Here is a 25,248-nt window from a genome sequence, read left to right as displayed (position 1 = left end):
TAAATTCCCGGCCTAGGGCTGTAGAGCCACTGTGGCACCACGGCAGCCCGTCGATCTTCCCCCGTCGGCGGGCTGCTAGGTCCACTGGTCGAGGGCCCGCTCGCGGACCCTCTTCATCAGCAGTGCCCCGTCCTCGCTCTCGAACCAGCGGGCGTGGTCCACGAAGAGGTCGTACGCGAGGGCCGTGTTCTCGACCGACCGGGTGACCGCGTGGAAGTAGCCCATCTCGGAGAGCGCGAACTCGGCGTGGACCAGGGGCAGCAGCGCGGGCAGCGCCTCGCACTCGGTGGGGCTCAGCGGTCGCATGGACGTGTAGCCGTCGATCAGCGCGTCCACGTCGTCGAGGCGGACCGGGCGGGCGGGGTCGAGCCACTGCACGGTGTTGCGTTCGATCGCGGCGGCCAGGTCGTGGACGGCGGTCGTACGGTCGCTGAGGCCGAAGTCGAGGACCGTGGCGACCCGGCCGGTGCTCTCGTTCCAGAGCAGGTTGGAGGCGTGCAGATCGTTGTGCGTCCACAGGGGTTCGAGGCGGCCGAGGTACGGCAACAGCTCCTCGTAGAAGGGGAGATGGACCGCGCGCAGGTCCTCCCGCCAGGGCCGGTTCTTGAGCGCGACGGCGAGGGCGGGCCGGGCCCGTATGTACTCCTCCAGCGCGGCCTCGGGGTCGACCGCCGCGAACACGGTGAACGAGGAGACCAGGTGCTGGGGCCGGCGGCGCGGCGCGTCGAACCCCTCGGCGGCCAGGTGGAGCCCGGCGAGGGCGGCACCGGCCGCGCGGGCGTGGCCGGTGGAGGCGAACGGGGACCAGGACAGCGCGTCCCGGTACAGGTCCGTGCCGACCCCGGCGGTGTGCACCTCGTACACCCACTCCCCGCGCTCGGCGGCGCCGAGCACCTCGACGACGGGTGCGCCGTGCTCCCGCAGATACCGCAGGAAGGCGTGTTCCTCGGCCAGGCCCTGTGGGGTGCGTACGTCGATGTGGTGCCGTTTCACGAACAGCCGTCGGCCGTCCTGCTCGACGAGTGCGGCGGCGGAGAGCCGGCGGGGGCTGTGCCAGAGCACGCGGGCCGGGCCGACGAGCGCGTGCACGTCGGCCTCGGTGAGCGGGGGCCAGTCGGGGTCGACGGGGACTGTGCCCATTCCGTGGGCGAGAAGTCTGGTCATGGTGCGGTCACCTTGCCATGCACCTGATTGACGATTCCGGCCAGGGTGTCTCATACGCGTCGCCGGGTGTCGGGGCTGGGTTTCTCCGGGTGGGCGGGGGTTGATCGCACGGTTCCCCGCGCCTCTTCCGGGGCACCGGGAACGGGCGGCGCCCCCTGTCGGCGGATTGTCGGCGCCCCAGGTGGCCTGTCGGCGGCCTGTCGGTGGTTTGTCGGCGGCCCCTGGCACTGTCGTTCCCATGACGCGAATCGACAAGGAAACCAGCGGCGCGCAGGGCGCTGTCACCGTACGGGGGCTGGTCAAGCACTACGGCGAGACCAGGGCGCTGGACGGTGTCGATCTGGATGTGCGCGAGGGCACCGTGATGGGTGTGCTCGGGCCGAACGGGGCCGGCAAGACCACCCTCGTGCGGATTCTGTCCACTCTTCTGTCCCCCGACTCGGGCCGGGCGACCGTCGCCGGATACGACGTCCTGCGGCAGCCCCGGCAGCTGCGCCGGGTGATCGGGCTCACCGGGCAGTACGCCTCCGTCGACGAGAAGCTTCCCGGCTGGGAGAACCTCTACATGATCGGGCGGCTGCTCGACCTGCCCCGCAAGGACGCCCGTGCCCGGGCCGACGAACTGCTGGAGCGGTTCTCGCTCACCGAAGCGGCCAAGCGCCCGGCGAGCACGTACTCCGGCGGTATGCGGCGCCGGCTCGACCTCGCCGCGTCGATGATCGGGCAGCCCGCCGTCCTCTTCCTGGACGAGCCCACCACCGGACTCGACCCGCGGACCCGCAACGAGGTGTGGGACGAGGTCAAGCGGATGGTCGGGGACGGGGTCACCGTGCTGCTGACCACCCAGTACATGGAGGAGGCCGAGCAGCTGGCCTCCGAGCTGACCGTCGTCGACCGGGGCAAGGTCATCGCGGGCGGCGGGATCGACGAGCTGAAGGCCAAGGTCGGCGGGCGGACCCTGCGGGTGCGGCCGGTCGACGCGGTGCAGCTGCGGCCGCTCGCCGCGTACCTCGACGACCTCGGCATCACCGGCCTCGCCACCACCACCGTGGACTCCGAGTCCGGCACCCTCCTCGTGCCGATCCTCAGCGACGAGCAGCTGACCGCCGTGGTCGGCGCCGTCACCTCGCGCGGGATCACGCTGTCCTCCATCACCACCGAACTGCCCAGCCTGGACGAGGTGTTCCTGTCCCTCACCGGCCACCGCGCCAGTGCCCCGCAGGACACCGTGCCCGCCGACGACCGCGAGGAGGTCGCCGTATGAGCGCCACCACCCTCCCCACCTCCACCGACGACGTCCGCATCCCGCTGCGCGGGCATCTGCGGCACACCGGTGCCCTCGTCCGCCGCAACCTGCTGTGGATCCGGCAGGACCCGGAATCGATGGCCGACGCGCTGCTGATGCCGGTCATCTTCACCCTGCTGTTCGTGTTCGTCTTCGGCGGCTCGATCGGGCAGGCGCTGGGCGGCGGACAGGACCAGTACGTGCAGTACGTGATCCCCGGCATGATCGCGATGATGAGCATGACGCTGTCCCAGGGCGTCGGCACCGGCTTCAGCCAGGACTTCAACTCCGGTGTCATGGACCGCTTCCGGTCCCTGCCGATCGGGCGCGGCTCGGTGCTCTTCGCGAAGATCTCGGTGGAGCTGCTGCGGATGCTGTTCGCGACCGCCGTGCTGATGGTCGTCGCCGTGCTGGTCGGGTTCGACATCACCAACTGGGGTGGCCTGCTCGCGACCGTGGCCCTGTCCACGGTGTTCGCCTCGTCGATCATGTGGGTGTTCCTCACCCTGGGCGTGGTCATGAAGAGCGCGCAGTCCGTGCAGGCGATGGGCTTCCTGGTGCTGTTCCCGCTGCAGTTCGGCTCGTCGATCTTCGCCCCGACCGGGTCGATGCCGGGCTGGCTCCAGCACTTCACCGACTACAACCCGCTGTCCACGCTCGCCGACGCGGCGCGCGGACTGATGGTCGGCGGCCCGGTCGCGCACGACCTGTGGGTGACGCTGGGCTGGTCGGCGGCGATCACGGCGGTGATGGCGCCGGTCGCGATCCACAAGTTCAAGACGAAGAGCTGACCTTCGAGGTCGCATGAGTGCCTTCGAGGTGGCACGAGTGACTTCGCGGTCACACCAGGGCGGTGGCCTCCTCCAGGGAGAGGGCGCCGCCCTCGGCGTACGCCGTCTCGTACGTTCCGTCGTCCGGCAGGGCGGCCCTGGTGTCGGCCTCGGCCCGGGTGCGGCTCTCGACCTCCATGGGGCTGGAGAAGTGGCCGGGCGGCAGCAGCGCGTCGGCGGCGCCGAGGATGCGGGCCGCGTCACGGGCACGGGCGCCGCCGTCCAGGCCCGCCACGGCCAGGGCGGCCGTGACCAGCTGTATGGCGGGCATGTGCGGGGTGATCATCTGGGACAGGGGGTCCGCGCACCGTTCCAGCGCCTCCCGGATCTTCTCCACGGCCGCCTCGTGGTTCCCGTCCATCACGTTCAGGTAGGCCTCCACGCCGAGCACGAACCCGGCGAACACCACGAAGGCGTAGGCACTGAACTCCTCGCGGAGCAGAGTCAGTTGCTCACGGGCCTCGGCCACCCGTCCGGTGCGGCCAAGGCGGAACGCGAGGAAGAGGCGGGCCGCGGGCACTGCCTCGCGGGCGGCCTGGTGGTCGCCCGCCAGCACGTCGTACAGCAGCTTCTCGCCCCGCTCGGCCTCGCCGGCGTCGATGAGCACACTGCCGAGACGGACGCTGAGGATGCCGCGCTGGGCGCGGGCGCCGAGCCGGTCGGCGTACTCGATGGCCTGCTCGAAGTCGGCCGCGGCGGGCCCGAACCTGCCCCTGCGTTCCATGGCCTCGCCGCGTGCGGAGAGGGCTTCCGCGGTGCCCCAGGCGTCGCCGATCCGGGCGAAGATCTCCAGGGCCTCGTCGGCGTCACGGGTGGCGTCGCTCGCCCAGTCGCTGCGGTTGGCGGCGATGTTGGCCCGCATCTGGAGGGAGTAGGCCAGTTCCCAGTCGTCGTCGAGGGCCCGGGCGGTCTCGACGTTGGCGTCGACGACCGCACGGACCCGGTCCATACCGCCGGACAGCAGTACGGCGTAGAACCACACGATGCCCGGGAAGCGGCAGCTCTGCGGCTGGCCGGGGGTGTAGGTCTCGCTGACCACGTTCAGCTTCTCCTGGGCCTCGGGCGTCTCCCAGGCCTCCAACTCCATGTCCATGCAGGCGAGATGGATCAGATGGACGCCGCGCCGAGCCTCGTCCAGCACCTCCGGACGCATCGGGGGCGGGTTGTCCGTGCAGCGCTCCAGCAGGTCCGGGACGGGGCGGGCGGGCGCCGTGAAGGGGTTCGGGCCGAGCTCCTTGACCTGCGCGGACCAGTGTCTGGCCTCGGTCTTCAGGTCACGCATCTGCCAGTACCAGCCCAGCGACAGCGTCAGACAGATCGCCTCCTGCTCGTCCTGCCAGGCGACGGCGTGTCTCAGGGCCGTACGGAGGTTCTCGTACTCCATCCCGAGGAGGTCGATCGCCGCGCGCTGGCCGGGGCCGCGCAGCAACGGGTCGGTGGTGCGGGCGAGTTCGCGGTAGTACGTCAGGTGGGCGTGCTCGGCGGCGGGGCGGGCGCCGACCTCGTCGAGCCGTTCGCCGGCGTACTCGGCGACCGTCTCCAGCAGCCGGTAGCGCATCTCGCCGCCCGCCGAAGGGGCCGCGACCACGAGGGACTTGTCGACGAGCGAGCCGAGCGCCTCCAGTGCGGCGGGCCCGCACACGGCCTCGGCGGCGGCGAGGTCGCAGCCGCCGGCGAAGACGGACAGCCGCCGCAGCACCTCCCGTTCGTCCTCGTCGAGCAGCTCCCAGGACCAGTCGACGACGGCCCGCAGGGTCTGTTGGCGGGGCAGGACGGTACGGCTGCCGGAGGTGAGCAGCCGGAAGCGGTTGTCGAGCCGGTCAGCGATCTGGCGAGGTGTCAGCATGCGGAGGCAGGCCGCCGCCAGCTCGATCGCGAGCGGGAGACCGTCGAGCCGGCGGCAGATCTCGGCGGCCGCCTCCGGGTCGTCGGCGATCGTGAACCCGGGCCGGGCCGAGGCCCCCCGGTCGGCGAACAGCCGGAGCGCGTGCGGCTGCGGCAGCGGCTCCACCGGGCGCACCAACTCCCCCGGTACGCCGAGGGGTTCGCGGCTGGTGGCGAGCACGGTGAGCCCCGGGCAGCGCTGGAGCAGCTGCTCGGCGAGGTGGGCGGCGGCGGCCACGACATGTTCGCAGTTGTCGAGGATGAGGAGCATCCGGCGGCGGGCGCAGTACTCGGCGAGGCGGGCGAGGGGATCGTCGTGGCGGTCGGCGATGTGCCGCATCTCCTCGGCGCCGGCGCCGCGCAGTACGGTCTCGCGGGCGCCGAGGGCGGTGAACACCGCCTCCGGAACGCCCGCCGGGTCGTCGACCGGGGCGAGTTCGGCGAGCCAGACGCCGTCGGGGACGGCTTCGGCCATGGCCTCGCCGGTCTCCTGGGAGAGGCGGGTCTTACCGGCGCCGCCGGGGCCGAGGAGGGTGACGAGGCGGGCGGTCGTGAGGTCGGCGCGGATGGTGTTGATGTCGGTGTCCCGGCCCACGAAGCTGGTGAGGCGGGCGCGGAGGTTGCCCACGGGGCGGGGGGCGGGTCTTTCGCCCCCGCCATGGGCTCCGCCTCGTCGACCCCGCGCCGGGGAGCTCGGGAGGTTCGGTGTGTGTGGCGGGTGCGGGTTTGTTGTGGTTGGTCGCGCGGTTCCCCGCGCCCCTGAAGGGGCCTGCGGCCCTTCAGTCAGCAACTCGCCGTGCAGCGCACGCAGTTCCGGGCCCGGGTCCGTGCCCAGGCGGTCTGCCAGTAATTGGCGTATGTCCTCGTAGGCGGCCAGGGCTTCCGCCGGGCGGCCCGTGTCTCTGAGGGCGCGGAGGCGGAGGGACTGGAGGGGTTCGTCGAGGGGGTGGGTGTCGCACAGGGCGGTCAGGGCCGGGAGGGACTGTTCGGCGCGGCCCAGGGCGAGCGCGGCGGTCAGGCGGGTGCGGTCGGCGTCGAGGCGGCGGGTCTCCCAACGGGCGGCCTCGGCCGTACGGTCGGGCAGGTCGGCCAGCGGCGGGCCCTGCCACAGGGCCAGCGCGTCGTCGAGGACCGTCAACGCCTTGGCCGGGTCGTCGTCGGCCAGCGCGCGGGCGCCCTCGTCCGCGAGCCGTCCGAAGCGGTACAGGTCGACGTCGTCGGGCGCCGCGGCGAGCCGGTAGCCGCCGTTCACCGAGTCCACGGCGTCCGGGCCGAGCGCCCTGCGCAGCCGGCCGACCAGTGCCTGCAGCGCGCCCCCGGCGTCGGCGGGCGGGTTCGCCGCCCACACCTCGTCGACGAGCAGCGCCGCGGGCACCGTACGCCCCGGTCGCAGCGCGAGCACGGTCAGCAGGGCGCGCAGACGGGCGCCGCCGACCGGGACGGGGGTGCCGTCGGTGTGCAGGGCCTGGGTGGTGCCGAGGATGCGATAGCGCACGGGGTCCATTGTCTCCGGTCGGTTCGGGCGGGCGGTCGTCACCGTACGGCTGCTTGACCAAGCCATGGACCCCACCTTGCTAGGAACTCCACGGCGCTGGCGAGACGTTTTCCGCATGTGCCCGGTACGGTCGGGCAGTCGTCCCTGTGAGCCAGAGCCCTAGGAGCCCCATGACCACCGCCGCGTCCCGCCGGAGCGACCGGAGGATCAGCCCTGTCTTCGTGGGGATCGTGGCCGTCATGGCGGTCACGGGATGGGCCACCTGGACCGGGTTCTCCGAGGTGCCGGGCATCGCCGTCTTCCTGTTCGTGACGTCCGCCTGGATCGTCTCGCTCTGTCTGCACGAGTACGCCCACGCCCGTACGGCCCTGCACGGCGGGGACATCACGATCGGCGCCAAGGGATATCTGACGCTGAACCCGCTGAAGTACACGCACGCCCTGCTCAGCATCGTGCTCCCCGTCGTCTTCGTGATCATGGGCGGTATCGGTCTGCCGGGCGGCGCGGTCTTCATCGAGCGGAGCCGGATCCAGGGGCGCTGGAAGCACAGCCTGATCTCGGCCTCGGGTCCGTTGACGAACGTCCTGTTCGCGGCGGTGTGCACGGCCCCGTTCTGGCTGGGCGTGACGGACGGGGTGCCGCGGGCCTTCCTGTTCGCTCTGGCGTTCCTCGCGCTGCTCCAGGTCACGGCGGCGATCCTGAACTTCCTGCCGGTGCCGGGCCTGGACGGCTACGGGGTGATCGAGCCGTGGCTGTCGTACAGGATCCGCCGGCAGGTGGAGCCGCTGGCGCCCTTCGGGCTGCTGCTCGTGTTCGCCGTGCTGTTCATCCCCACGGTGAACGAGGCGTTCTGGGACGTGATCGACGCGTTCATGCGCGGGTTGGGCGTGCAGGACGTGCTCGCCGACTGCGGCTTCAGGCTGTACCGCTTCTGGACTGAGGACAGCGACATCTGCCTCACTGTTCAGTGACGGCGGCGGCCGCCGACCGACGCTCCAGCTTCGCCCGGCGCAGGTGGTACCAGGTCATGTTGGACGACAGTCCGGCCATCAGTACCCAGACGACGCCCAGCCAGCTGCCCCGTGCGAAGGAGACCACGGCGGCGGCCACGGCGAGCAGGCAGACGATGAGCGTGTAGACGGCTAGGCGGGGCATGGGGGTCGGCTCCTGACAGGGCGGTCGGACGAGGTGGTACGGCGTCCAGTGTCCCCCATGCCCGTACGCGTACGGGTACCGGCTACACGTCGGTGAGGCGGAGCCCCGCGTGGGCCTTGTAGCGGCGGTTGACGGAGATCAGGTTGGCGACCAGCGACTCCACCTGGTGGGCGTTGCGCAGTCGGCCGGAGAAGATGCCGCGCATGCCGGGGATGCGGTTCGCCAGTGCCTGCACGATCTCGACGTCGGCGCGCAACTCGCCGAGGACCATGACGTCCGTGTCGATCTCCTCGATCTCCGGGTCCTGGAGGAGTACGGCGGACAGATGGTGGAAGGCGGCGGTGACGCGGGAGTCGGGCAGCAGGGCGGCGGCCTGCTCGGCGGCGCTGCCCTCCTCCGGCTTCAGCGCGTAGGCGCCCTTCTTGTCGAAGCCGAGCGGGTTGACGCAGTCGACGACGAGCTTGCCGGCCAGTTCCTCGCGCAGCGACTCCAGGGTCTTGCCGTGGCCGTCCCACGGCACCGCGACGATCACGATGTCGCTGCGGCGGGCGGTGTCGGCGTTGTCGGCGCCCTCGACTCCGTATCCGAGCTCCTCGGCGGCGGCCTGCGCGCGGTCGGCGACCCGGGAGCCGATGATCACCTTCTGGCCGGCCCTGGCGAGGCGGTAGGCGAGCCCCTTGCCCTGCGGCCCGGTGCCGCCGAGGACACCGACGACGAGACCGGAGACGTCGGGCAGGTCGAAGGGGTCCTTGGCCGGGGCCTTGGCGACCGGCTGCTGTGCACTGTCGGTAGAGGTCATGGGCCGACTTTACGTGCGGCCCGGGCGCGTGGGGCGATCAGGTGAGCGTGGTCACGGTCACCCGTCTCGTGGAGCGGTCCGGCCGTGTCCTCGTGGGGCGACGCCGGGTCCCAGGGCCTGCTCGCCGTGGCATCGGTCGACTCGGCGTGCGTGCCCGGGTCGGGCGAATCCGGGGTGAATTCCGGTGACGAGCGGCCGGTTTGCGGCAGGATGCGTGCGCATGGACGCCGTACGGGTCGCGTTGTTGCGGGAAGTGCTCGCCGGGACGGAGTGGCCCGGGGCCACGCGCCGGTTCGCGGGGGCGCTGCGGGGGTCCGTGGTGTCGTACGGCGGTGGGCTGCTGCTGGTGGGCACGGCGGAGTACGAGCCGTGGCATCTGGCGGCGCATCTGGTGGACGAGGCGGCCTGGTCCGGTACGCCGGAGCTGTCACCGACGCTCGTACGGCATGCGGCGCGGCCCTCGGACCCGGCGCATCTGGCGATCGGGCTGGGCCGGGTGTCGGCGGCCCGGCGGGGCGAGACGCTGCTCGTGGTGGCGCCGTCCGATCCGGGTGCCGTGCTGCTGGAGCGGGTGCACGACGCGCGGCGGGCCGGGGCGACGGTGCTCACGCTGGGCGCCGGGGACCGGGAGCTGGGGGCGATGGCCCACGAGGCGCTGGCGGTACCGCCGGAACCGGCGCTCGACCTGGACACCGTGCAGCATCTGGTGAGCGCGGCGGCCGGGGAGAGCGCCCTGCCGGAACCGAGGGGCAGAGGGCGGCTGCGGGACCGGCTGTCCCGCCTGGCGGACCGGCTGACGGCCCCGCCGCCGGGGCGGTGGTGACGGGATCTTTCGCAACCTGGGGCGTCGGCGTGCCGCCCGCCGGCAAACCCGCAGCGCACCGCGGCCCCCCTCGACACGGCGGCCCGAGTAGTCGTCCGGCCTGGTAACCGCTTAAAGCGGTTACCAGGCCGGGCGACCGGCTGCGGCTCCAGGCCCCCAACCCACCCCAGCGCTCACTCGCCGGGCGGGGTCAGTCGTCGTTCGGGCCCGGTGTCGGTGCGTCCGTCCAGCGGGGGTCGGCCTCCCACTCGACGTTGCGTTCACGCGCCGTCTCCATCGCCTGGGCGGCCTCCTGCGGGGAGGCGTAGGGGCCCATGCGGTCCTTGCCGGGGCAGTCGGGACCCTCCTCGACCTTCTTGTGCTCCAGGCAGTAGTACCACTCGCCCGGTTTCCCGACCGGCTTGCGCTTCTTGAACAGGGCCATGGTTCTCGGCTCCTTTCCTCGGGGACATCGTCCCCCACACCCGCTGGTTAAACTCGCTGGCATGTCTGGCCAGTCGCTGCTCGCACCGGGGAAGCTCTCCCCCACCCGAACCGTCCCGGGAAACATCCGCCGACCCGAGTACGTGGGCAAGCCCGCACCCACGCCGTACACCGGACCGGAGGTGCAGACGCCCGAGACGATCGAGGCGATGCGGATCGCCGGCCGGATCGCGGCGCGGGCGATGGCCGAGGCGGCCAAGCACATCGCGCCCGGTGTCACCACGGACGAGCTGGACCGGGTCGCGCACGAGTACATGTGCGACCACGGGGCCTATCCGTCGACGCTCGGCTACCGAGGCTTCCCCAAGTCGCTGTGCACCTCGGTCAACGAGGTCATCTGCCACGGCATCCCCGACTCGACCGTGCTGCGCGACGGCGACATCGTCAACCTCGACGTGACGGCGTACATCGGCGGTGTGCACGGGGACAACAACGCCACGTACCTGGTGGGGAACGTGGACGAGGAGTCCAAGCTCCTGGTCGAGCGGACCCATGAGTCCCTCACCCGCGCCATCAAGGCGGTCAGGCCGGGGCGGCAGATCAACATCATCGGGCGGGTCATCGAGTCGTACGCCAAGCGGTTCGGGTACGGGGTCGTGCGCGACTTCACCGGGCACGGGATCAACTCGTCGTTCCACTCCGGGCTGATCGTCCCGCACTACGACTCCCCGCACGCGACGACCGTGATCCAGCCCGGGATGACGTTCACGATCGAGCCGATGCTCACGCTCGGGTCGCACGACTACGACATGTGGGACGACGGCTGGACGGTCGTGACCAAGGACCGCAAGCGCACGGCCCAGTTCGAGCACACGCTGGTGGTGACGGACACGGGCGCGGAGATCCTCACGCTGCCGTAGCGTCGCGCTTCGGACCCATTCGCCTCAGGCCCGCTCTCTTCGGAGGGCGGGTTTTTTGTGTGGGTCGGATGATGATTCTGGGTATGGATTTGCCGACAGGGCGTCGGTATCCTGTTGACTTAGGTAAACCTAACCAGAGAAGATCTGAGCGACTCTCGTCCCTCTCGGCACCGGAGATCCCATGGACCCGTTCTCGACACTCATCCGCACCGCCTCGCACGAGCAGCACACGGAGGCCGAGTCCACGACCTTCATGGGCGACATGCTGGGCGGGAAACTCGGCGTCGAGGCGTACACGCGGTACACCGAGCAGCTGTGGTTCGTGTACGAGGAACTGGAGAGCGGCGCGCCGGCACTGGCCGACGACCCGGTCGCCGGGCCCTTCGTCCAACCCGAGTTGATGCGGCTGGCCGCGCTGGAGCGGGACCTCGCGCATCTGCGCGGACCGGGCTGGCGGTCGACCCTCACCGCCCTTCCGGCGACCGAGGCGTACGCGGCGCGGGTCGCCGAGTGCGCGCGTACGTGGCCGGGTGGATATGTGGCCCACCACTACACGCGCTACCTCGGCGACCTCTCCGGCGGGCAGATCATCCGCGACCGGGCCGAGAAGACGTGGGGCTTCGCCAAGAAGGGCGACGGGGTGCGGTTCTACGTCTTCGAGGACATCGCCAACCCGGCGGCGTTCAAGCGGGGGTATCGCGAGTTGCTGGACCGGGTGCGGGTGGACGATCTGGAGAAGCAGCGGATCGTGAGTGAGTGCAAGCGGGCGTTCGCGCTCAACACCGCGGTCTTTCTCGCGTTGGGGGAGGAGTTCCCCCTGAGCGCGTAGGTGACGCGTAGGTGCGCCGGGGGGCGAGAAACCGCCGGGGACTGCGCGTTGTCTCGTCGCCGCGGGTGCGTGGGGGCTTGTCGCGCAGCTCCCCGCGCCCCTGAAGGGGCGCGGCCGTACTCAGCGTTCCAAGAAGACTCGGCCCCCCACCTCCACCCACCCGTGCGGCTGCGGGGCCGTGAGGATCTGGGAGCCCGTGCCCTGGGTGATGTTCAGGGCCCGGCCCAGTTGGGCTGTCAGCTGGAGGGCGGCGGCACCTGTGGCCTCGTCCTCGTCGATACCGTCGTCGCGGCCGGGGAAGGCCCGCGCCCTGACGCGGCCCGCCGCCTCGTCCTCCCAGGCCCAGGCGTAGATCCACTCGCCGGGCGGCGGGACCGTCAGGTCGTCGACCTCGACGGCGGAGCCGTACTGGCGGAACGTGCGGGGCGGGGCCCACTCGGGCAGCGCCTCGATCCAGCTGAACTCCCCGTCCAGCCGGGCTCCGACGACACCGGCCGGGGTGACCAGTTCGGGCACGTCGAGGAGCCAGGCCGTACCCACGCAGGGGTGGCCGGCGAAGGGCAGACGGAGCGTGGGGGTGTAGATGTCGATGACACCGCGCTCGGGGTCGTCGACGAACACGGTCTCGCTGAAACCGAGTTTGGCGGCGAAGGTCTGCCGGTCGGTGCGGTCGGGCATCACGGAGCCCTCACGGACGACGCCCAGTTCGTTGCCGTATCCGCCGCCGGGTCCACAGAACACCCGGAGCACGTCGAAGTCAGTCACGCAGGCATTGAAGCATCAGGGGAGGCGGGGGCGTTGCCACAGGGGTTTTCGCCCCCGCCTCCCCTACCCGTCCCATCCCTGGTGCTCCGCCCCGGACCCCGCTCCTCGAACGCCGGCCCGTGAACCGGAGATGTCCAGATCAGACCGAAACGGCTTGCTTGACCATTACTTGACCGGAACATGGGGGCTGTTTTGAGCCACCGTGATCGGCCCGTGCTCGTACGGCTCCGATGAGAGGCGTTTCACTGGACGCACGGCATTTGGTGAGGTAAGCCTCAGATAACTTGGGGCAGCCTCACCTTATCTGTGTGTCCCCCGTGTACTCCCTTGGAGCCGAAATGCGCCCCCTCAGACTCTCCGTCGTCACCGCCGCCACCACCGTGGCAGCCCTGACCGCCGTCACGGGCTGCACCGAGAAGAGCAGCGCAGGCGAGGACGGGGTCATCGCGGTCACCGCCACCGACACCAAGTGCGAGGTGTCGAAGAAGGAGTTCCCGGCCGGGCACATCGAGCTGGACATCGAGAACAAGGGCTCGAAGGTCACCGAGGTCTACGTCCTCTTCCCGGACGACCGGGTCGTCACCGAGCGCGAGAACATAGGTCCCGGCACCAAGCAGAAGGTCACCGCCGAGGTGAAGGCGGGCGAGTACCAGATCGCCTGCAAGCCCGGCATGAAGGGCGACGGCATCCGGCAGAAGGTCACCGCCAAGGGCTCCGGCAAGGTCGCCAAGCGCGATCCCCGGCTCGACACGGCCGTCGCCGCCTACCGCAAGTACGCCCAGGCGCAGGCCGACGAGACCCTGCCGCTGGTGAAGGTGTTCGCCGACGCCGTCAAGGACGGCGACGTCGAGGCCGCGAAGAAGGCGTACGCGCCCTCCCGGATCGGCTGGGAGCGCACCGAGCCGGTCGCCGAGTCCTTCGGTGACATCGACCCCAAGGTCGATGTGCGCGAGGACGGCCTCGAGGACGGTCAGGACCCGGAGAAGGACTGGACGGGCTGGCACCGCCTGGAGCGCTCGCTGTGGAAGGACGGCAAGCTCACCGACCGCGACTCCGAGCTCGCCGACCAGTTGGTGAAGGACCTGGAGGACTGGCAGAACCGGGTCGGCAAGGCCGAGATCACCCCGACCTCCATGGCCAACGGCGCCAAGGAACTCCTCGACGAGGTCGCCACCGGCAAGGTCACCGGCGAGGAGGAGCGCTACTCGCACACCGACCTCGTCGACTTCAAGGCCAACGTCGAGGGCGCCGAGGAGTCGTACGAGCTGCTGAAGTCCGTCGCCTCCGAGAACGACCCGGAGCTGACCAAGGAACTCGACAAGCAGTTCGCGGCGCTGAACACGCTGCTCGACAAGTACCGCGCGGACAAGAACGGCTACGACTTCGTCTCCTACGACAAGGTCGGCAAGGACGACCGCAAGGAGCTGTCGGACGCGGTGAACGCGCTCGCCGAGCCGCTCTCGCAGCTGGCCGCCGCGGTCGTGAAGTAACCAGGTCGGTAGGAGTCAGCTCATGACGGACACGAGCACGGACACGGGCGCGGACGGCAACGCGGGCGCGGACGGCAACGCGGGCGCGGGCGCGGACGGCAACGCGAAGGCGCCCACCCGGCGTTCGCTCATCGGCTGGGGCGGTGCCGGGCTCGCGCTCGGTGCCGCCGCGGCCGGGGGCGCGGTGGCCGCGGCGCGGTCGGGCGACGACGCCTCGCCGGTGGCGGCGGCCGCGGGCGCCCCGATCGCCTTCCACGGCGCCCACCAGGCGGGTATCGCCACGCCGGTGCAGGACCGGCTGCACTTCGCCGCGTTCGACGTGAAGACGGACGACCGCGACGAGTTCGTGGCGATGCTGAAGGACTGGACGGCCGCCGCGCGCCGGATGACCGCCGGCAAGGCGGTCGGCGACGGCGCGTACGGCGGGCTGGCGGAGGCCCCGCCGGACGACACCGGTGAGGCGCTCGGCCTCAAGCCGTCCCGGCTGACCCTCACCATCGGGTTCGGGCCGTCGCTGTTCGAGAAGTTCGGGCTGACGGACTCGCGTCCCGAGGCCCTCGTCGACCTGCCGCAGTTCGCCGGGGACAACCTGGACAGGGCCCGCAGCGGCGGCGACCTGTGCGTCCAGGCCTGCGCCGACGATCCGCAGGTCGCGGTGCACGCCATCCGCAACCTCGCCCGGATCGGCTTCGGCAAGGTCGCCGTGCGCTGGTCGCAGCTCGGCTTCGGCAAGACCTCCTCGACCACGCCGGAGGAGCAGACCCCGCGCAACCTCATGGGGTTCAAGGACGGCACCCGCAACATCGCGGGCACCGAAACGGACCGGCTGAAGAAGTTCGTGTGGGTGGGCGAGAAGGACGGCCCGGAGTGGATGGCCGGCGGCTCGTACCTCGTCGCCCGGCGCATCCGGATGCACATCGAGCCCTGGGACCGGACCTCCCTGCAGGAGCAGGAGGACATCTTCGGCCGGGACAAGGGCGAGGGTGCGCCGGTCGGCAAGGCGAAGGAGCGGGACAAGCCGTTCCTGAAGGCGATGCTGCCGGACGCGCACGTACGGCTCGCGCACCCCGACTCCAACCACGGGGCGACGATCCTGCGCCGCGGCTACTCCTTCACCGACGGCACGGACGGCCTCGGCCGGCTCGACGCGGGCCTGTTCTTCCTCGCCTACCAGCGTGATGTGCGCGAGGGGTTCATCCCGATCCAGCGCAATCTGGCCACGGACGCGCTCAACGAGTACATCCAGCACGTGGGTTCGGCGGTCTTCGCCGTCCCACCGGGCGTCCGGGACGCGGACGACTGGTGGGGCCGGGCACTGTTCTCGAAGGAGGCCTAGGCCGTGTTCGCGAACTATCTGATCGGTCTGCGGGAGGGCCTGGAGGCCAGCCTCGTCGTCTGCATCCTCATCGCCTACCTGGTGAAGACGGACCGCCGGGACGCCCTCCGCCCCATCTGGATCGGCATCGGGGTCGCCGTCGGGCTCGCCCTCGGCTTCGGCTGCGTTCTCGAATTCGGCTCCCAGGAGCTGACGTTCGAGGCGCAGGAGATGCTCGGCGGCTCCCTGTCGATCATCGCGGTGGGCCTGGTGACGTGGATGGTCTTCTGGATGCGTCGCACGGCCCGCCATCTGAAGTCCGAGCTGCACGGCAGGCTGGACGCGGCCCTGCAGATGGGCACGGGCGCGCTGGTCGCCACCGCGTTCCTCGCGGTCGGCCGGGAGGGCCTGGAGACCGCCCTGTTCGTGTGGGCGTCGGTGCGGGCGTCGAGCGACGGCACCCAGGGGCCGCTGGTCGGCGTGCTGTTGGGCATCGCGACCGCGATCGTGCTGGGCTGGCTCTTCTACCGGGGTGCCCTGCGCATCAACCTGGCCAAGTTCTTCACCTGGACCGGCGGCATGCTGGTCGTCGTCGCGGCGGGCGTGCTGGCGTACGGCTTCCACGACCTCCAGGAGGCGGACTTCCTGCCCGGGCTGACGAACAAGGCGTTCGACGTCACGGGGGCGATCCCGCCGGACAGCTGGTACGGCACCCTGCTGAAGGGCATCTTCAACTTCCAGCCCGACCCGACGGTCCTCCAAGTCACGGTCTGGCTCCTCTATCTGATCCCGACGCTCGCGCTGTTCCTCGCCCCGGTAGGGTTCGCCTCCGGGAAGGGGAAGGTGAAGATTCCTGATGAGCAGGGTGCGCGGGGTTCGGAGTCCACTAAGGCTTCGTGAGGTTCGTCCGGTTCGTACGTATGGGGGTCTGCCGGGGCTTCGCGCATACGGCCGGGGCACGCTGCTGGCCGCGGCTGTCGCCGCTCTGTCGCTGACGGCGAGTGGGTGCGTGGTGGTCCACGGCGAGCGGGAGATCGTCCCGACGACGACCCGGGCGGAGGCGGCGCGGGCGCTGAAGGACTTCACCACCGCGTACAACAAGGCGGACAAGGAGTTCGACCAGTCCGTGGACGCCCCCCGGGTGACCGGGGCCCTCTCCGACATCGACGGCGGCAAGCTGCGCGCGGGCGCCAAGAACTCCCCGAACGGCAACCCCGACCATGTGGCGCTGAAGCTGACCGACCCGAAGATCACGATCCCGGAGAAGGCGGCCTGGCCGCGCTGGTTCGTGGTCGACGCCGCCGCCAACAAGGGCCGCTCCACGGACCGTTGGCTGTTCGTCTTCACCCGGGACGCGCTCGACGACCTGTGGGAGGTGTCGTTCCTGACGATCATGCCCGCCAAGGACGTCCCCACCTTCGAGAAGGACAAGGACGGCTGGGCGCAGGTCGTCGCCCCCGACGACGCCTCCCTCGCCTTCGCCCCCGAGCGGCTGCCGCAGGCGTACGCGACGTATCTGGAGGAGGACAGCGCGGTCTTCGCCGACGGCGAGTTCACCTCGCGGCTGCGGGTCGCCCGGCAGAAGGACGCGAAGAAGCCGGGCCTGGTCCAGCAGTACATCGACGAGCCGCTGACCGAGAAGGACTACGCACCGGTCGGGCTGCGCACCACGGACGGCGGGGCACTGGTGTTCTTCAGCACGCGCCACTACCAGAAGCAGACGGTCGCGGCGGGCACGAACCCCGCCGCCCTCAGCGACAAGAACGTGGTGGCGCTGATGACGGGTGAGTTCAAGAACTCGCTGACGCTGGAGTACGTGGCCAACCAGGCGGTGGTCGTCCCGGCGAGGACGGCCGCGGACCAGCAGGTGAAGTTCCTGAGCCAGGTGGAGGGGCTGACCGGGGCGAAGGGAGAGTAGGCGGTCCTTCCGAGGTGGTCACTCAGCCTCTCTCGGGGTGGGTGCTCAGCGCCTCGGTTGGGGTGGGTGCTCAGCCCCGGGGCGGCCAGGCCTCGTCCGTGTCGTCCGGCTCCTCGTCCGCGTGGCGGGAGCACTCGTCGGTGAGGATCTCCAGCAGGCTCAGCGGGTCGGGCAGCGGGTGCTCCGGGCCGCGCACCCAGCTGACGGCGAGGTCACCGGGGAGCCGGGCCGGCGGTACGAGGACGTAGGAACCCCGGCAGTGCCAGCGCAGTCCCGGGTGCTCGTCCATCGTCTCGGGCTGGCAGTCCAATGCGCAGGGCCACCACTCGTCCTCGTCCTCGGGCGTACCGCGGGTGAGGGTGAAGAAGAGCAGCCGTCCGTCGTCGGCCTCGGACTGCGACTCCGCCACGGGGCCGACCTCGATGCCGGCGGCGAGGAGCCGTCGCAAGGCCTCCTGGCCTGCCGCGAAAGGCACGTCGAGCACGTCGTGCACCATGCCGGTGGCGGTGATGAAGTTGGCCTGCGGCTGGTGGCGGGCCCAGCGCTCGATCTGGGCGCGGTCGGTGGTGGACTGCGTCTGCCAGGCGAAGGAGACAGGGTGGCGGGCCGGGGTGGGACAGCCGACACGGTCGCACGAACAGCGGTAGCCGGAGGGGTGCGCGGCCGGCGCGAGCGGCAGACCGGCGGCGGCGGTGGCGAGCAGCAGCGCCTCACGGCCGCCGTCGTCGGCGGCCTCCTGAAGCGGTCGGGCGGTGCGACGGGCGCGCAGCCACTCGGAGATCCTGCCCTGCCGACCGGTACGGCCGCCGAACGTCGCGCTCATCTATCCCCTCGCCTCGCTGTGGTGCGGACAGCATGCCTCATCGTCCCACCATCCTGCGCTCCGGGGGGCCGCAGCCCACATCCGGGGTAGGTGGGGCGATGACGGGCCGGGGCCGGGGATGGCGGGTCATCGCATGCTTTTGCGGGAGATTCGGACGGGCCGTGATCTCCGTGAGGTCGCTTTGATCACACCTGGGCGCTCGCTGTCGGGGTCAGCGGGGCGCGAGGCCGTGGAGGGCGTAGTCGACCAGGGTGTCCGTGTACTCGTACGAGATGGGCCCGGTCCGCTGGAGCCAGCGCTGGGCGAGCGGGGAGACGAAGAGTTCGAGGGCGATGCGGGGGTCGATGTCGGGGCGTACGGCGCCGGTGTCCTGGGCGGCGGCCAACCGCCGTACGTAGAGCTGGAGTTGGGGTTCGAGGAGCTTGCCGATGAACTCGGCGCTGAGCTTCTCGTCGACGACGCCCGCGGCGGCGAGGGCGCGGGAGGGGGCCTCGAACTTCGGATCGAGGAGTTCGTCGACGGTGGCGCGGAGGACGGCCTTGAGGTCGGCGGCGAGGTCGCCGGTGTCCGGGATCGCGTACTCCTCCGGAGCCTGCCCCTGCTCCTGCCCCGGCTGGGCGACCTGCTCGGCGGCCTGCTCCTGGAGGTCGAGGAAGGCCTCCAGCAGTACGTCCGCCTTGGAGGACCACCACCGGTAGATCGTCTGCTTGCCGACGCCGGCGCGGGCGGCGATGCCCTCGATCGTCGTCTTCTGGTAGCCGACCTCGCTGACGAGTGCGAGGGCGGCGTCGTAGATCGCTCGGCGGGACTTCTCGCTGCGCCGGGTGGAGTCGGGGGCGGTTTTCCTGGCCATGCGCCGAATTTATCAGGTTGACAAGACGGAGCGTCTCGCTGGACAGTGATGAGCATAACGCGAGACGAACCGTCTCGTCACGTCAACGAAGCATCACTCGAAGGAGGCCCTCATGAGCCGAGGTGGAGCGGGAAACATGCTGGGAGTCGGCGGCACGCGACGAAACCTCGGCCGCGCGGCACTGCGCGGCGGCGGCCGGGGTGGCCGGGTCGGGGGCGGCCTCGACGCACAGGCCCAGAAGCGGGAGTTGCTGCGCAGGCTCCAGGAGGAACGGGCGGCTGAGAAACCGTCCTGAGTGCTAGAGCGGCTCCTGGCTCCACTGCTGTTGCGGGACGCCTTCGCAGCCCCAGATCTGGACGCGTGTGCCGCTGGTGGTTCCTGGTCCCTGGATGTCCAGGCAGTAGCCGCCGGCGGTACGCAGTTCCGAGCCCGACCGCTCCCAGGTCTGCCCCTCCCGGGTGCCGCAGGGGTGCATCTGCACCGGGGTCGCGTCCGTTTCCGGGCCGGCGACGGTCAGGCAGTTGCCGCCGAACCCGACGATCTTGCCGTCCCCGCGCAGACGCCACTCCATTTCGGAGGTGTCCTTGCAGGTCCAGATCTGCACGGGGGTTCCTGCCTCGACGAGCGGGCCGTAGACGTCGAGGCACATGGCGGTCCAGGGGCCTTCGGCGCCCTTGATACGGACGCGTGTGGTGTCCGGTGCGTCGTGCTTCTTGGGGGACGCCACATCGTCGTCCGTCGGGGTCCTCACCTCCGGCGGCGCTCCCTCTTCCTCTCCGCCCCCTCCCTGCCCGTCCTGCCCGTCCTGCCCGTCCTGCCCGTCCTGCCCGTCCTGCCCGTCCTGCCCTCCCTGCCCTCCCTGCCCTCCCTGCCCGTCCTGCGGCTCGGCGTCGTCCGTCGTCGTCGCGGAAGGGGTGCTGGAGGGCGGCGGCACGGACGGGGCGGAAGGCGTCGTGGCGTCGGCGGAAGGCGGAGTGGCGGATGCCGACGACGTACGCCGCTGTCCCCGAGCCGCGCCGTCCGCGCCGTCCGCGGCCTCCTGGACGCCGAAGTAGACCGCGACGGCGATGGCCAGCACGCCGAGACAGGCGGACACCGCCGCCCGCATGGGTTCGTCGGCGTGCTTGAAATACATGACCAGTGCGGCGCACGCGACAGGCACCACGCCTACGAGGACGTACAACCAGACGACCACGGCCCCCACCCCCCGAGGGAAGTGGTGCACGACTTGCGCGGTTCCCCTCAACCGGCGTGGACGAACCGGGCCCCTTCCGGCGTTCCCATGCGAAGGGGCTTCCGGGGGCGTGCGGGGCGCGTTCGCCGCCCCCGCGCGCTGCTGCCGGCGCCCGGCGCTCGTCAGGTCAGCTCCAGCACCCCCACCGTCTGGTCCCCGCTGACCTCTCCGGTCTCCCGGAAGCCGAGGCGGAGGTAGAAGGCCTCGGGGCCGCCGGGGCCGGGGTGCCAGGTGACGTAGAAGTGAGTGCCGCCGCGGCGGCGGATCTCGTCGGCGACGGAGTGCACGGCGAAGCGGCCGTAGCCCTTGCCCTGTTCGTCGGCGGCGATGTTGAGGCGCCAGAGTCCGGAGCGGAAGTCCGTGCCGTCCTCGGCCCAGTCGGTGTCGTGGAAGGCCATGAGGAAGCCGACGGTCCGTTCGCCGTCACGGATGAGGCGGGGCCAGGCGATGCGCGGGTGGACGTAGGCCTCGGCCAGGGACTTCACCACCGGGGCGACCAGGTGTTCCTGGTCGGGGCGGACCCGTAGGGCGAGGGCGGTGTCGATGTTGGCGGGGGTTATCTCGTCGAGGTGAAGGCCTGGTGAGGTCGTCATACCTGATGAGATATCTGGTGCCGGGGCGGGCGGCGCAAATGATTTATTCGCCGGGCGGCGGCCACGCGTCGCCCCACTCCGCGTCCCGTGCCGCCTTGTACAGCGGGCCGTGGCGCTTGGTGACCGTGGTCCGGGTGAGCGACGGGTCGGTCTCGCACAGGTCGAGGAGGACCTGACCCTTGCGGATCTGCGGCCTGCGTACGACCCGGGAGGGGGCCGGGGCCGGGGGGAAGCGGGTGGCGGCGACGTAGCTGAACTTCTCGTCCTCGTACGCCAGGGAACCGCCCTTGACCTGGCGGTGCAGGGAGGAACGGCTGACCCGGGCGGAGAAGTGGCACCAGTCCTCGCCGGGGACGATGGGGCAGGCGGCGCTGTGCGGGCAGGGCGCCGCGATGTGGAACCCGGCGGTGACGAGGCGGTCGCGGGCCTCGATGACGCGGGTGTAGCCGTCGGGCGTGCCCGGCTCGATGATCACGACGGCCTGGGCGGCGGTCGCGGCGGCGTCCACGACGGCGGTGCGGTCGGCGGCGGTCAGCTCGCCGAGGACGTAGGAGACGGTGACGAGATCAGTGCTCTCGATGGTGAGCGCCGCTCCGATACGAGAGCGCTGCCATTTCGCGGCCTTCAGTTCCGGGTTGGCGGCGGCGATCTCCCGCCCCAGCGCGAGCGCGGGCTCGGCCCAGTCGAGGACCGTCACCGGCCGCTCGCCCTCCCAGGTCGCGCTCACCGCCCAGGTCGCCGCGCCCGTACCGCCGCCGACGTCGACATGGCTGCCGGGCGCCCACCCGGGCACGGTGTCCGCGAACGCGTCCAGCGCCGAGCACACCGCCGCGAACGTCGCCGGCATCCGGTACGCCGCGTACGCCACCACGTCCGACCGGTCCCGCAGCACCGGCGCGTCCGTGGGCGTCCGCCCCCGGTAGTTCACGATCAGCCGCTCCACCGCCTGCGCGGCCGACTTCGGCGGCAGCCCGTCGAGCAGGCCGGCGAGCGCGGCACGGAGGGAGTCGGCTGGGGAGACGGGGGCGTTCACGGGGTGATTCTACGAGGGCCGGAGAGCCCCGGATCCGGCTCGGGGGCGGCGGTGCGGCTCGGGGCGGGCGGTGTGGGGCGGGCATGCGGTGCGGCTTGGGCCTGGTTGCGGTGTCGGCTCGGATCGTAGGGTGCCGGGGTGATCGAAGTACCCGATGCGTTCGTACGGACCACGGTCCGGCGCGAGGGCGAGCCCGGCGCACTGTGGCTCGCTGAACTGCCTGGGATCGTCGAGAAGTTGCTGGGACGTTGGGAGTGCGTGCCGGACGGGCCCGTCGTGCACGGGGGTGTCGGGGTGATCGTCCCGGTGCGGCGGCGCGGCGAGAGGGGCGCGGCACCGGACGCCGCACTGAAGGTGTCGTTTCCTCACCCCGGGAACGTCCACGAGCCGGACGCGTTCGAGGCCTGGGGCGGTCGTGGTGCGGTCCGGCTGTACGAACGCGACGACGCCCGGTTCGCGATGCTGCTCGAACGGGCCCGGACGTCGACCCTGGCGGAGATCGGGGACGAGGACGAGATCGTGACGGTCGCTGGGCGCCTCAACCGGCGGCTGGCCGCACCCGCGCCGCCCGGCCTGCCCCGGCTGCGGGACCGGGTCGGTGTCTGGGCGGAAGGGCTGCGCGAGGACGCCGGAAAGCTGACGCACGTGCTGTCGCGGCACGAGGTGGACGCCGCCCTGGCCACGCTCCACGAGCTGGGCCACGACCGTCCGGACACGCTCGTCCACGGCGACCTGCACGCCAGGAACATCCTGCGGGCGGACCGTGAGCCGTGGCTGGCCGTCGACCCCAAGGGGTACGCGGGCGACCCCGCCTACGACGGCGGCACACTGCTCAAGTCGCGGGCGCTGAGCCTGCTGGAGGCGGACGATCTGTGCAAGGCCGTCCACCGCGTCCTGGACATGTTCTCCGAGGCCGCGGAGCTCGACCGCGAACGCGTCCGGCGGTGGGCCCAGTTCCATGCGGTCCAGGCCGCGTTCCACGGGCGCCGCCACGGTTTCCGTGCCGCCCGGAGCGGCGCACGACGGGACTGGCTCACCGCGTTCGTGGAGCGGTTGGCGGGGCTGCTGACCGAGTGCACCCGGCCTCTTTGAACCCCGCCACCCCTCACCTCCCCCGCACAGCGCGAGCCACCCGTGTCCCCGCCGCCGCCCGCGCCGCGTTGATCGGCTCGCGGCGGCGCGGATGGACCGCGTTCGTCAGCAGGACCAGGAACGTGTCCGTCGCCCGGTCGAGGACCAACGACGTGCCCGTGAAACCCGTGTGGCCGGCCGCGCCCCGGCCCGCCAGCTCGCCCATGAAGCGGGGCTGGTCGAGGGTGAAGCCCAGGCCCGGTGGGGTGAGGAGGAGGTCGACGAAGTCGGGGCCCAGGACGCGGGCGGGGCCGTACGAGCCGCCGGCCAGGAGCGTGCGGCATAAGACGGCCAGGTCGTGGGCCGTGGAGAAGAGGCCCGCGTGGCCGGCCACTCCGCCGAGGGACCAGGCGTTCTCGTCGTGGACCTCGCCGCGCACCATGCCCCGGTCCGTCTTCGCCCAGGGGCGGCGCTGGTCCTCCGTCGCCGCCGCCGTCGGGCAGGGGCCGAAGACCGTCGACGTCATGCCGAGGGGGTGGGTGATGCCGTCGTGGATCAGGGTGTCGAGGCCGCGTCCCGTGAGGCGTTCCAGGACGTGTTGGAGGAGGAGGAAGTTGAGGTCCGAGTAGATGTGGGTCGTGCCCGGTCTCGTCGTCGGTTCCTCCGCGCGGAGGAGTCCCAGGCGGGCGGGGTGCGACGGGCAGTCGTACAGGGGGAGTTCGGGGCGCAGGCCCGAGGTGTGGGTGAGGAGGTGGCGGATCGTGATGCCGTGCGCGGCCGCGCCCGTGAAGTCCGGCAGGTACGCGCCCACCCGCGCGTCGATGCCCAACGTGCCGCGCTCCAGCTGCTGCACCGCCGCCACCGCCGTGAAGAGTTTGGTGAGGGAGGCCAGGTCGAAGGGGGTGTCCGTGGCCGCCGGGATGCGGGCGTCGGGAGGCAGTTGAACTCCCGCGTCCGTCCGCTCGTCGTACGCCCCGTAGCGGACCGCCCAGCCCGCCGCCTCCTCCGCGGCGATCACCGGGCCGCGTCCCGCGATCACCACGGCGGCGGGTGCCAGGGGGCGGTCGCCGTGGGTCAGCGCGCGCACCTCGCGTACGAGAAGGCGCAGTTCCTCGGGGTCGAGTCCGGCCCGTTCCGGGGTGTCCGTGCGCAGTCTCGGCGCGCTCAGCTGTCTTCCCCCTCCGACGTCGTACGTCCGTTCCAAGGACGGCACAGTGCCACGAAGCAGGTCGCGGCCACCAGGGTCGCGGTCAGTTGCACGACGGCCATGGGGACGGCGGTGTGCTCGCCCGCGATGCCGACCAGGGGGGACGCTATCGCGCCGATGAGGAAGGACGACGTACCGAGCAGGGCCGACGCGGAACCGGCCGCGTGGCGTACCCGCATCAGGGCGAGGGTCTGGGTGTTGGGGAGCGTGATGCCCATCGCGGACATGAGGACGAAGAGCACCGCCGCCACCGGGCCGAGGCCCACCTCGCCGAAGACGCCCGCCGCCATCAGCAGCAGCGCGGTCGCGGCGAGGGTGACGATCGTCAGGCCCACCGCCAGCACCTTGTCCAGGGGTACGCGGCCCACCAGGACCTTGCCGTTGATCTGGCCGACGATGACGAGGCCGACGGAGTTGACGCCGAAGAGGAGGCTGAAGGTCTGCGGTGAGGCGCCGTAGATCTCCTGGATGACGAACGGGGAGGCGCTGATGTACGCGAAGAGGGCGGCGAAGGCGAAGCCGCCGACGACGACGTAGCCCATGAAGACACGGTCGGTGAGCAGGCCGCGCATCGCGCGCAGCGTCTCGCCGATGCCGCCGCTGTGGCGGTCGGCGGGGGCGAGCGTCTCGGGGAGCCGTGCCCGGACGACGGCGAGCAGGGCGATACCGATGACGGTCAGGACGACGAAGACGCCCCGCCAGTCCGTGGCGCGGAGGATCTGGCCGCCGATGAGCGGGGCGACGATCGGGGCCACGCCGCCGACCAGCATCAGGGTGGAGAAGAAACGGGCCATCTCGTCGCCGTCGTACAGGTCGCGTACGACGGCCCGCGCGATCACGATCCCCGCCGAGCCCGCGAGGCCCTGGATCAGCCGGAAGGCGACCAGGGACTCGATGGTCGGGGCGAGGGCGCACAGGGCGGTGGCCAGGATGTAGACGACCAGGCCGACGAGGAGGGGGCGTCTGCGGCCCCAGCGGTCGCTCATCGGGCCGATCAGCAGCTGGCCGAGGGCCATGCCGGCGAGGCAGGCGGTGAGGGTGAGCTGCACGGTCGCCGCGGGGGCGTGCAGCCCGCCGGTGACCTCCGGCAGGGCCGGGAGGTACATGTCCATCGCGAGCGGGGGTGTGGCGGTCAGACCGCCGAGGACGAGGGTGACGAGGAGACCGGTGCGGCGGAGGGGGGTCGGGTCGGGGGTCGTCGGGTGGGCGGTGGGGCTCTTCTTCGGGTGGTCCGGTGCCTCGTGTCGCGATCCGCCCGGTGTGGTGTGCGGCTCGGCCTTCGCCGAGTCCGGTATGTGCCCCTCGGGCATGTGCCCCTCCCTCTCCGTTTCGGTCCGCC

General features: G+C 71.5%; 25 protein-coding genes. 12 read left to right on the top strand and 13 right to left on the bottom strand.

Going from position 1 to position 25,248, the window contains the following annotated elements; all coding sequences use genetic code 11:
- Nucleotides 1–75: 75 nt before the first annotated feature.
- Nucleotides 76–1,164, bottom strand: a complete 1,089-nt coding sequence (locus tag SGFS_RS40660; protein ID WP_286257292.1) for a phosphotransferase enzyme family protein — start codon at nt 1,162–1,164, stop codon at nt 76–78.
- 238 nt (nt 1,165–1,402) lie between these two features.
- Here SGFS_RS40660 and SGFS_RS40655 point away from each other — a divergent pair, with 238 nt between their 5' ends.
- The gene (locus SGFS_RS40655; RefSeq protein WP_286257291.1) at nt 1,403–2,428 is read left to right on the top strand and encodes an ATP-binding cassette domain-containing protein; all 1,026 of its coding nucleotides are present in this window, start codon (nt 1,403–1,405) and stop codon (nt 2,426–2,428) included.
- Nucleotides 2,425–3,240 (top strand): ABC transporter permease, encoded by an 816-nt coding sequence (locus SGFS_RS40650; protein WP_286257290.1) that lies wholly within the window; start codon nt 2,425–2,427, stop codon nt 3,238–3,240. The genes SGFS_RS40655 and SGFS_RS40650 overlap by 4 nt, the downstream gene beginning before the upstream one ends.
- A gap of 49 nt (nt 3,241–3,289) precedes the next feature.
- Here the strand turns inward: SGFS_RS40650 and SGFS_RS40645 are convergent, their stop codons facing one another.
- A complete protein-coding gene (locus SGFS_RS40645) occupies nt 3,290–6,667 on the bottom strand; it encodes an AfsR/SARP family transcriptional regulator (RefSeq protein ID WP_286260302.1) in 3,378 nt (1,125 codons plus the stop codon).
- A gap of 161 nt (nt 6,668–6,828) precedes the next feature.
- On the opposite strand from SGFS_RS40645, the gene SGFS_RS40640 reads away from it, so the two are divergent.
- A complete protein-coding gene (locus SGFS_RS40640; protein ID WP_286257289.1) occupies nt 6,829–7,629 on the top strand; it encodes a site-2 protease family protein in 801 nt (266 codons plus the stop codon).
- Here the strand turns inward: SGFS_RS40640 and SGFS_RS40635 are convergent.
- Together SGFS_RS40635 and npdG are read right to left on the bottom strand one after the other, a co-directional pair.
- Nucleotides 7,616–7,813, bottom strand: a complete 198-nt coding sequence (locus SGFS_RS40635; RefSeq protein ID WP_286257288.1) for a hypothetical protein — start codon at nt 7,811–7,813, stop codon at nt 7,616–7,618. The two genes, SGFS_RS40640 and SGFS_RS40635, sit on opposite strands and share 14 nt — an antisense overlap.
- Before the next feature lie 82 nt (nt 7,814–7,895).
- Entirely contained in the window at nt 7,896–8,612 is a 717-nt protein-coding gene (npdG, locus tag SGFS_RS40630; RefSeq protein WP_286257287.1) for an NADPH-dependent F420 reductase, read from the bottom strand.
- A 220-nt stretch (nt 8,613–8,832) separates the two neighbouring features.
- Here npdG and SGFS_RS40625 point away from each other — a divergent pair, with 220 nt between their 5' ends.
- Nucleotides 8,833–9,435: a hypothetical protein gene (locus SGFS_RS40625; protein ID WP_286257286.1), complete on the top strand. Its 603-nt coding sequence runs from the start codon at nt 8,833–8,835 to the stop codon at nt 9,433–9,435.
- 190 nt (nt 9,436–9,625) lie between these two features.
- Here SGFS_RS40625 and SGFS_RS40620 read toward each other — a convergent pair whose 3' ends face one another.
- On the bottom strand, nt 9,626–9,859 hold the full coding sequence (locus SGFS_RS40620) for a hypothetical protein (protein ID WP_286257284.1): 234 nt from the start codon (nt 9,857–9,859) through the stop codon (nt 9,626–9,628).
- Between the two features lie 61 nt (nt 9,860–9,920).
- Between SGFS_RS40620 and map the strand changes: the two genes are divergently transcribed.
- Together map and SGFS_RS40610 are read left to right on the top strand one after the other, a co-directional pair.
- Nucleotides 9,921–10,778 carry a type I methionyl aminopeptidase gene (map, locus tag SGFS_RS40615; RefSeq protein WP_286257283.1) on the top strand — a complete coding sequence of 286 codons (858 nt, stop codon included), beginning with the start codon at nt 9,921–9,923 and terminating at the stop codon, nt 10,776–10,778.
- Between the two features lie 181 nt (nt 10,779–10,959).
- Nucleotides 10,960–11,607, top strand: a complete 648-nt coding sequence (locus SGFS_RS40610; protein ID WP_286257282.1) for a biliverdin-producing heme oxygenase — start codon at nt 10,960–10,962, stop codon at nt 11,605–11,607.
- Nucleotides 11,608–11,727: 120 nt separating this feature from the next.
- Here SGFS_RS40610 and SGFS_RS40605 read toward each other — a convergent pair whose 3' ends face one another.
- Nucleotides 11,728–12,372 carry a PhzF family phenazine biosynthesis protein gene (locus SGFS_RS40605; protein WP_286257281.1) on the bottom strand — a complete coding sequence of 215 codons (645 nt, stop codon included), beginning with the start codon at nt 12,370–12,372 and terminating at the stop codon, nt 11,728–11,730.
- Between the two features lie 338 nt (nt 12,373–12,710).
- On the opposite strand from SGFS_RS40605, the gene efeO reads away from it, so the two are divergent.
- From efeO to SGFS_RS40585, 4 genes are read left to right on the top strand one after another with little or no spacing between them, the layout of a single operon-like run.
- Nucleotides 12,711–13,862: an iron uptake system protein EfeO gene (gene efeO, locus SGFS_RS40600; protein WP_286257280.1), complete on the top strand. Its 1,152-nt coding sequence runs from the start codon at nt 12,711–12,713 to the stop codon at nt 13,860–13,862.
- A 22-nt stretch (nt 13,863–13,884) separates the two neighbouring features.
- Nucleotides 13,885–15,198, top strand: coding sequence for an iron uptake transporter deferrochelatase/peroxidase subunit (efeB, locus tag SGFS_RS40595; RefSeq protein ID WP_286257279.1), 1,314 nt, complete (start codon nt 13,885–13,887; stop codon nt 15,196–15,198).
- Between the two features lie 3 nt (nt 15,199–15,201).
- A complete protein-coding gene (gene efeU, locus SGFS_RS40590) occupies nt 15,202–16,077 on the top strand; it encodes an iron uptake transporter permease EfeU (RefSeq protein ID WP_286257278.1) in 876 nt (291 codons plus the stop codon).
- A complete protein-coding gene (locus tag SGFS_RS40585) occupies nt 16,034–17,095 on the top strand; it encodes an SCO2278 family lipoprotein (protein ID WP_286257277.1) in 1,062 nt (353 codons plus the stop codon). The genes efeU and SGFS_RS40585 overlap by 44 nt, the downstream gene beginning before the upstream one ends.
- A gap of 70 nt (nt 17,096–17,165) precedes the next feature.
- Here SGFS_RS40585 and SGFS_RS40580 read toward each other — a convergent pair whose 3' ends face one another.
- Nucleotides 17,166–17,918, bottom strand: a complete 753-nt coding sequence (locus tag SGFS_RS40580) for a bifunctional DNA primase/polymerase (protein ID WP_286257275.1) — start codon at nt 17,916–17,918, stop codon at nt 17,166–17,168.
- Between the two features lie 211 nt (nt 17,919–18,129).
- A complete protein-coding gene (locus tag SGFS_RS40575; protein ID WP_286257274.1) occupies nt 18,130–18,771 on the bottom strand; it encodes a TetR/AcrR family transcriptional regulator in 642 nt (213 codons plus the stop codon).
- A 112-nt stretch (nt 18,772–18,883) separates the two neighbouring features.
- Between SGFS_RS40575 and SGFS_RS40570 the strand changes: the two genes are divergently transcribed.
- Nucleotides 18,884–19,066: a DUF6243 family protein gene (locus SGFS_RS40570; RefSeq protein ID WP_286257272.1), complete on the top strand. Its 183-nt coding sequence runs from the start codon at nt 18,884–18,886 to the stop codon at nt 19,064–19,066.
- 3 nt (nt 19,067–19,069) lie between these two features.
- On the opposite strand, the gene SGFS_RS40565 is transcribed toward SGFS_RS40570, so the two are convergent.
- The 3 genes from SGFS_RS40565 to SGFS_RS40555 all read right to left on the bottom strand — a co-directional run bounded on the left by SGFS_RS40565 (nt 19,070) and on the right by SGFS_RS40555 (nt 21,631).
- Nucleotides 19,070–19,966: an RICIN domain-containing protein gene (locus tag SGFS_RS40565; protein ID WP_286257271.1), complete on the bottom strand. Its 897-nt coding sequence runs from the start codon at nt 19,964–19,966 to the stop codon at nt 19,070–19,072.
- Between the two features lie 161 nt (nt 19,967–20,127).
- Nucleotides 20,128–20,598, bottom strand: a complete 471-nt coding sequence (locus SGFS_RS40560; RefSeq protein WP_286257270.1) for a GNAT family N-acetyltransferase — start codon at nt 20,596–20,598, stop codon at nt 20,128–20,130.
- 43 nt (nt 20,599–20,641) lie between these two features.
- The gene (locus tag SGFS_RS40555; RefSeq protein ID WP_286257269.1) at nt 20,642–21,631 is read right to left on the bottom strand and encodes a small ribosomal subunit Rsm22 family protein; all 990 of its coding nucleotides are present in this window, start codon (nt 21,629–21,631) and stop codon (nt 20,642–20,644) included.
- Nucleotides 21,632–21,769: 138 nt separating this feature from the next.
- Between SGFS_RS40555 and SGFS_RS40550 the strand changes: the two genes are divergently transcribed.
- Entirely contained in the window at nt 21,770–22,723 is a 954-nt protein-coding gene (locus SGFS_RS40550; RefSeq protein ID WP_286257268.1) for an aminoglycoside phosphotransferase family protein, read from the top strand.
- Between the two features lie 13 nt (nt 22,724–22,736).
- On the opposite strand, the gene SGFS_RS40545 is transcribed toward SGFS_RS40550, so the two are convergent.
- On the bottom strand, nt 22,737–23,915 hold the full coding sequence (locus SGFS_RS40545) for a serine hydrolase domain-containing protein (RefSeq protein WP_286257267.1): 1,179 nt from the start codon (nt 23,913–23,915) through the stop codon (nt 22,737–22,739).
- Nucleotides 23,867–25,219, bottom strand: coding sequence for a multidrug effflux MFS transporter (locus tag SGFS_RS40540; RefSeq protein WP_286257266.1), 1,353 nt, complete (start codon nt 25,217–25,219; stop codon nt 23,867–23,869). The genes SGFS_RS40545 and SGFS_RS40540 overlap by 49 nt, the downstream gene beginning before the upstream one ends.
- Nucleotides 25,220–25,248 lie beyond the last annotated feature (29 nt).

Source organism: Streptomyces graminofaciens, from assembly GCF_030294945.1.
GTDB lineage: Bacteria > Actinomycetota > Actinomycetes > Streptomycetales > Streptomycetaceae > Streptomyces > Streptomyces graminofaciens.
The sequence above is the reverse complement of the archived record's forward strand: the minus strand, read 5'-3'. Positions and strand labels throughout refer to the sequence as shown.

Bases quoted from the DNA above. Each gene is read 5' to 3' on its own strand.
- SGFS_RS40660 (WP_286257292.1), bottom strand. From the start codon at position 1,164: ATGACCAGACTTCTCGCCCACGGAATGGGCACAGTCCCCGTCGACCCC.
- SGFS_RS40655 (WP_286257291.1), top strand. From the start codon at position 1,403: ATGACGCGAATCGACAAGGAAACCAGCGGCGCGCAGGGCGCTGTCACC.
- SGFS_RS40650 (WP_286257290.1), top strand. From the start codon at position 2,425: ATGAGCGCCACCACCCTCCCCACCTCCACCGACGACGTCCGCATCCCG.
- SGFS_RS40645 (WP_286260302.1), bottom strand. From the start codon at position 6,667: ATGGACCCCGTGCGCTATCGCATCCTCGGCACCACCCAGGCCCTGCAC.
- SGFS_RS40640 (WP_286257289.1), top strand. From the start codon at position 6,829: ATGACCACCGCCGCGTCCCGCCGGAGCGACCGGAGGATCAGCCCTGTC.
- SGFS_RS40635 (WP_286257288.1), bottom strand. From the start codon at position 7,813: ATGCCCCGCCTAGCCGTCTACACGCTCATCGTCTGCCTGCTCGCCGTG.
- npdG (WP_286257287.1), bottom strand. From the start codon at position 8,612: ATGACCTCTACCGACAGTGCACAGCAGCCGGTCGCCAAGGCCCCGGCC.
- SGFS_RS40625 (WP_286257286.1), top strand. From the start codon at position 8,833: ATGGACGCCGTACGGGTCGCGTTGTTGCGGGAAGTGCTCGCCGGGACG.
- SGFS_RS40620 (WP_286257284.1), bottom strand. From the start codon at position 9,859: ATGGCCCTGTTCAAGAAGCGCAAGCCGGTCGGGAAACCGGGCGAGTGG.
- map (WP_286257283.1), top strand. From the start codon at position 9,921: ATGTCTGGCCAGTCGCTGCTCGCACCGGGGAAGCTCTCCCCCACCCGA.
- SGFS_RS40610 (WP_286257282.1), top strand. From the start codon at position 10,960: ATGGACCCGTTCTCGACACTCATCCGCACCGCCTCGCACGAGCAGCAC.
- efeO (WP_286257280.1), top strand. From the start codon at position 12,711: ATGCGCCCCCTCAGACTCTCCGTCGTCACCGCCGCCACCACCGTGGCA.
- efeB (WP_286257279.1), top strand. From the start codon at position 13,885: ATGACGGACACGAGCACGGACACGGGCGCGGACGGCAACGCGGGCGCG.
- SGFS_RS40585 (WP_286257277.1), top strand. From the start codon at position 16,034: ATGAGCAGGGTGCGCGGGGTTCGGAGTCCACTAAGGCTTCGTGAGGTT.
- SGFS_RS40580 (WP_286257275.1), bottom strand. From the start codon at position 17,918: ATGAGCGCGACGTTCGGCGGCCGTACCGGTCGGCAGGGCAGGATCTCC.
- SGFS_RS40575 (WP_286257274.1), bottom strand. From the start codon at position 18,771: ATGGCCAGGAAAACCGCCCCCGACTCCACCCGGCGCAGCGAGAAGTCC.
- SGFS_RS40570 (WP_286257272.1), top strand. From the start codon at position 18,884: ATGAGCCGAGGTGGAGCGGGAAACATGCTGGGAGTCGGCGGCACGCGA.
- SGFS_RS40560 (WP_286257270.1), bottom strand. From the start codon at position 20,598: ATGACGACCTCACCAGGCCTTCACCTCGACGAGATAACCCCCGCCAAC.
- SGFS_RS40540 (WP_286257266.1), bottom strand. From the start codon at position 25,219: ATGCCCGAGGGGCACATACCGGACTCGGCGAAGGCCGAGCCGCACACC.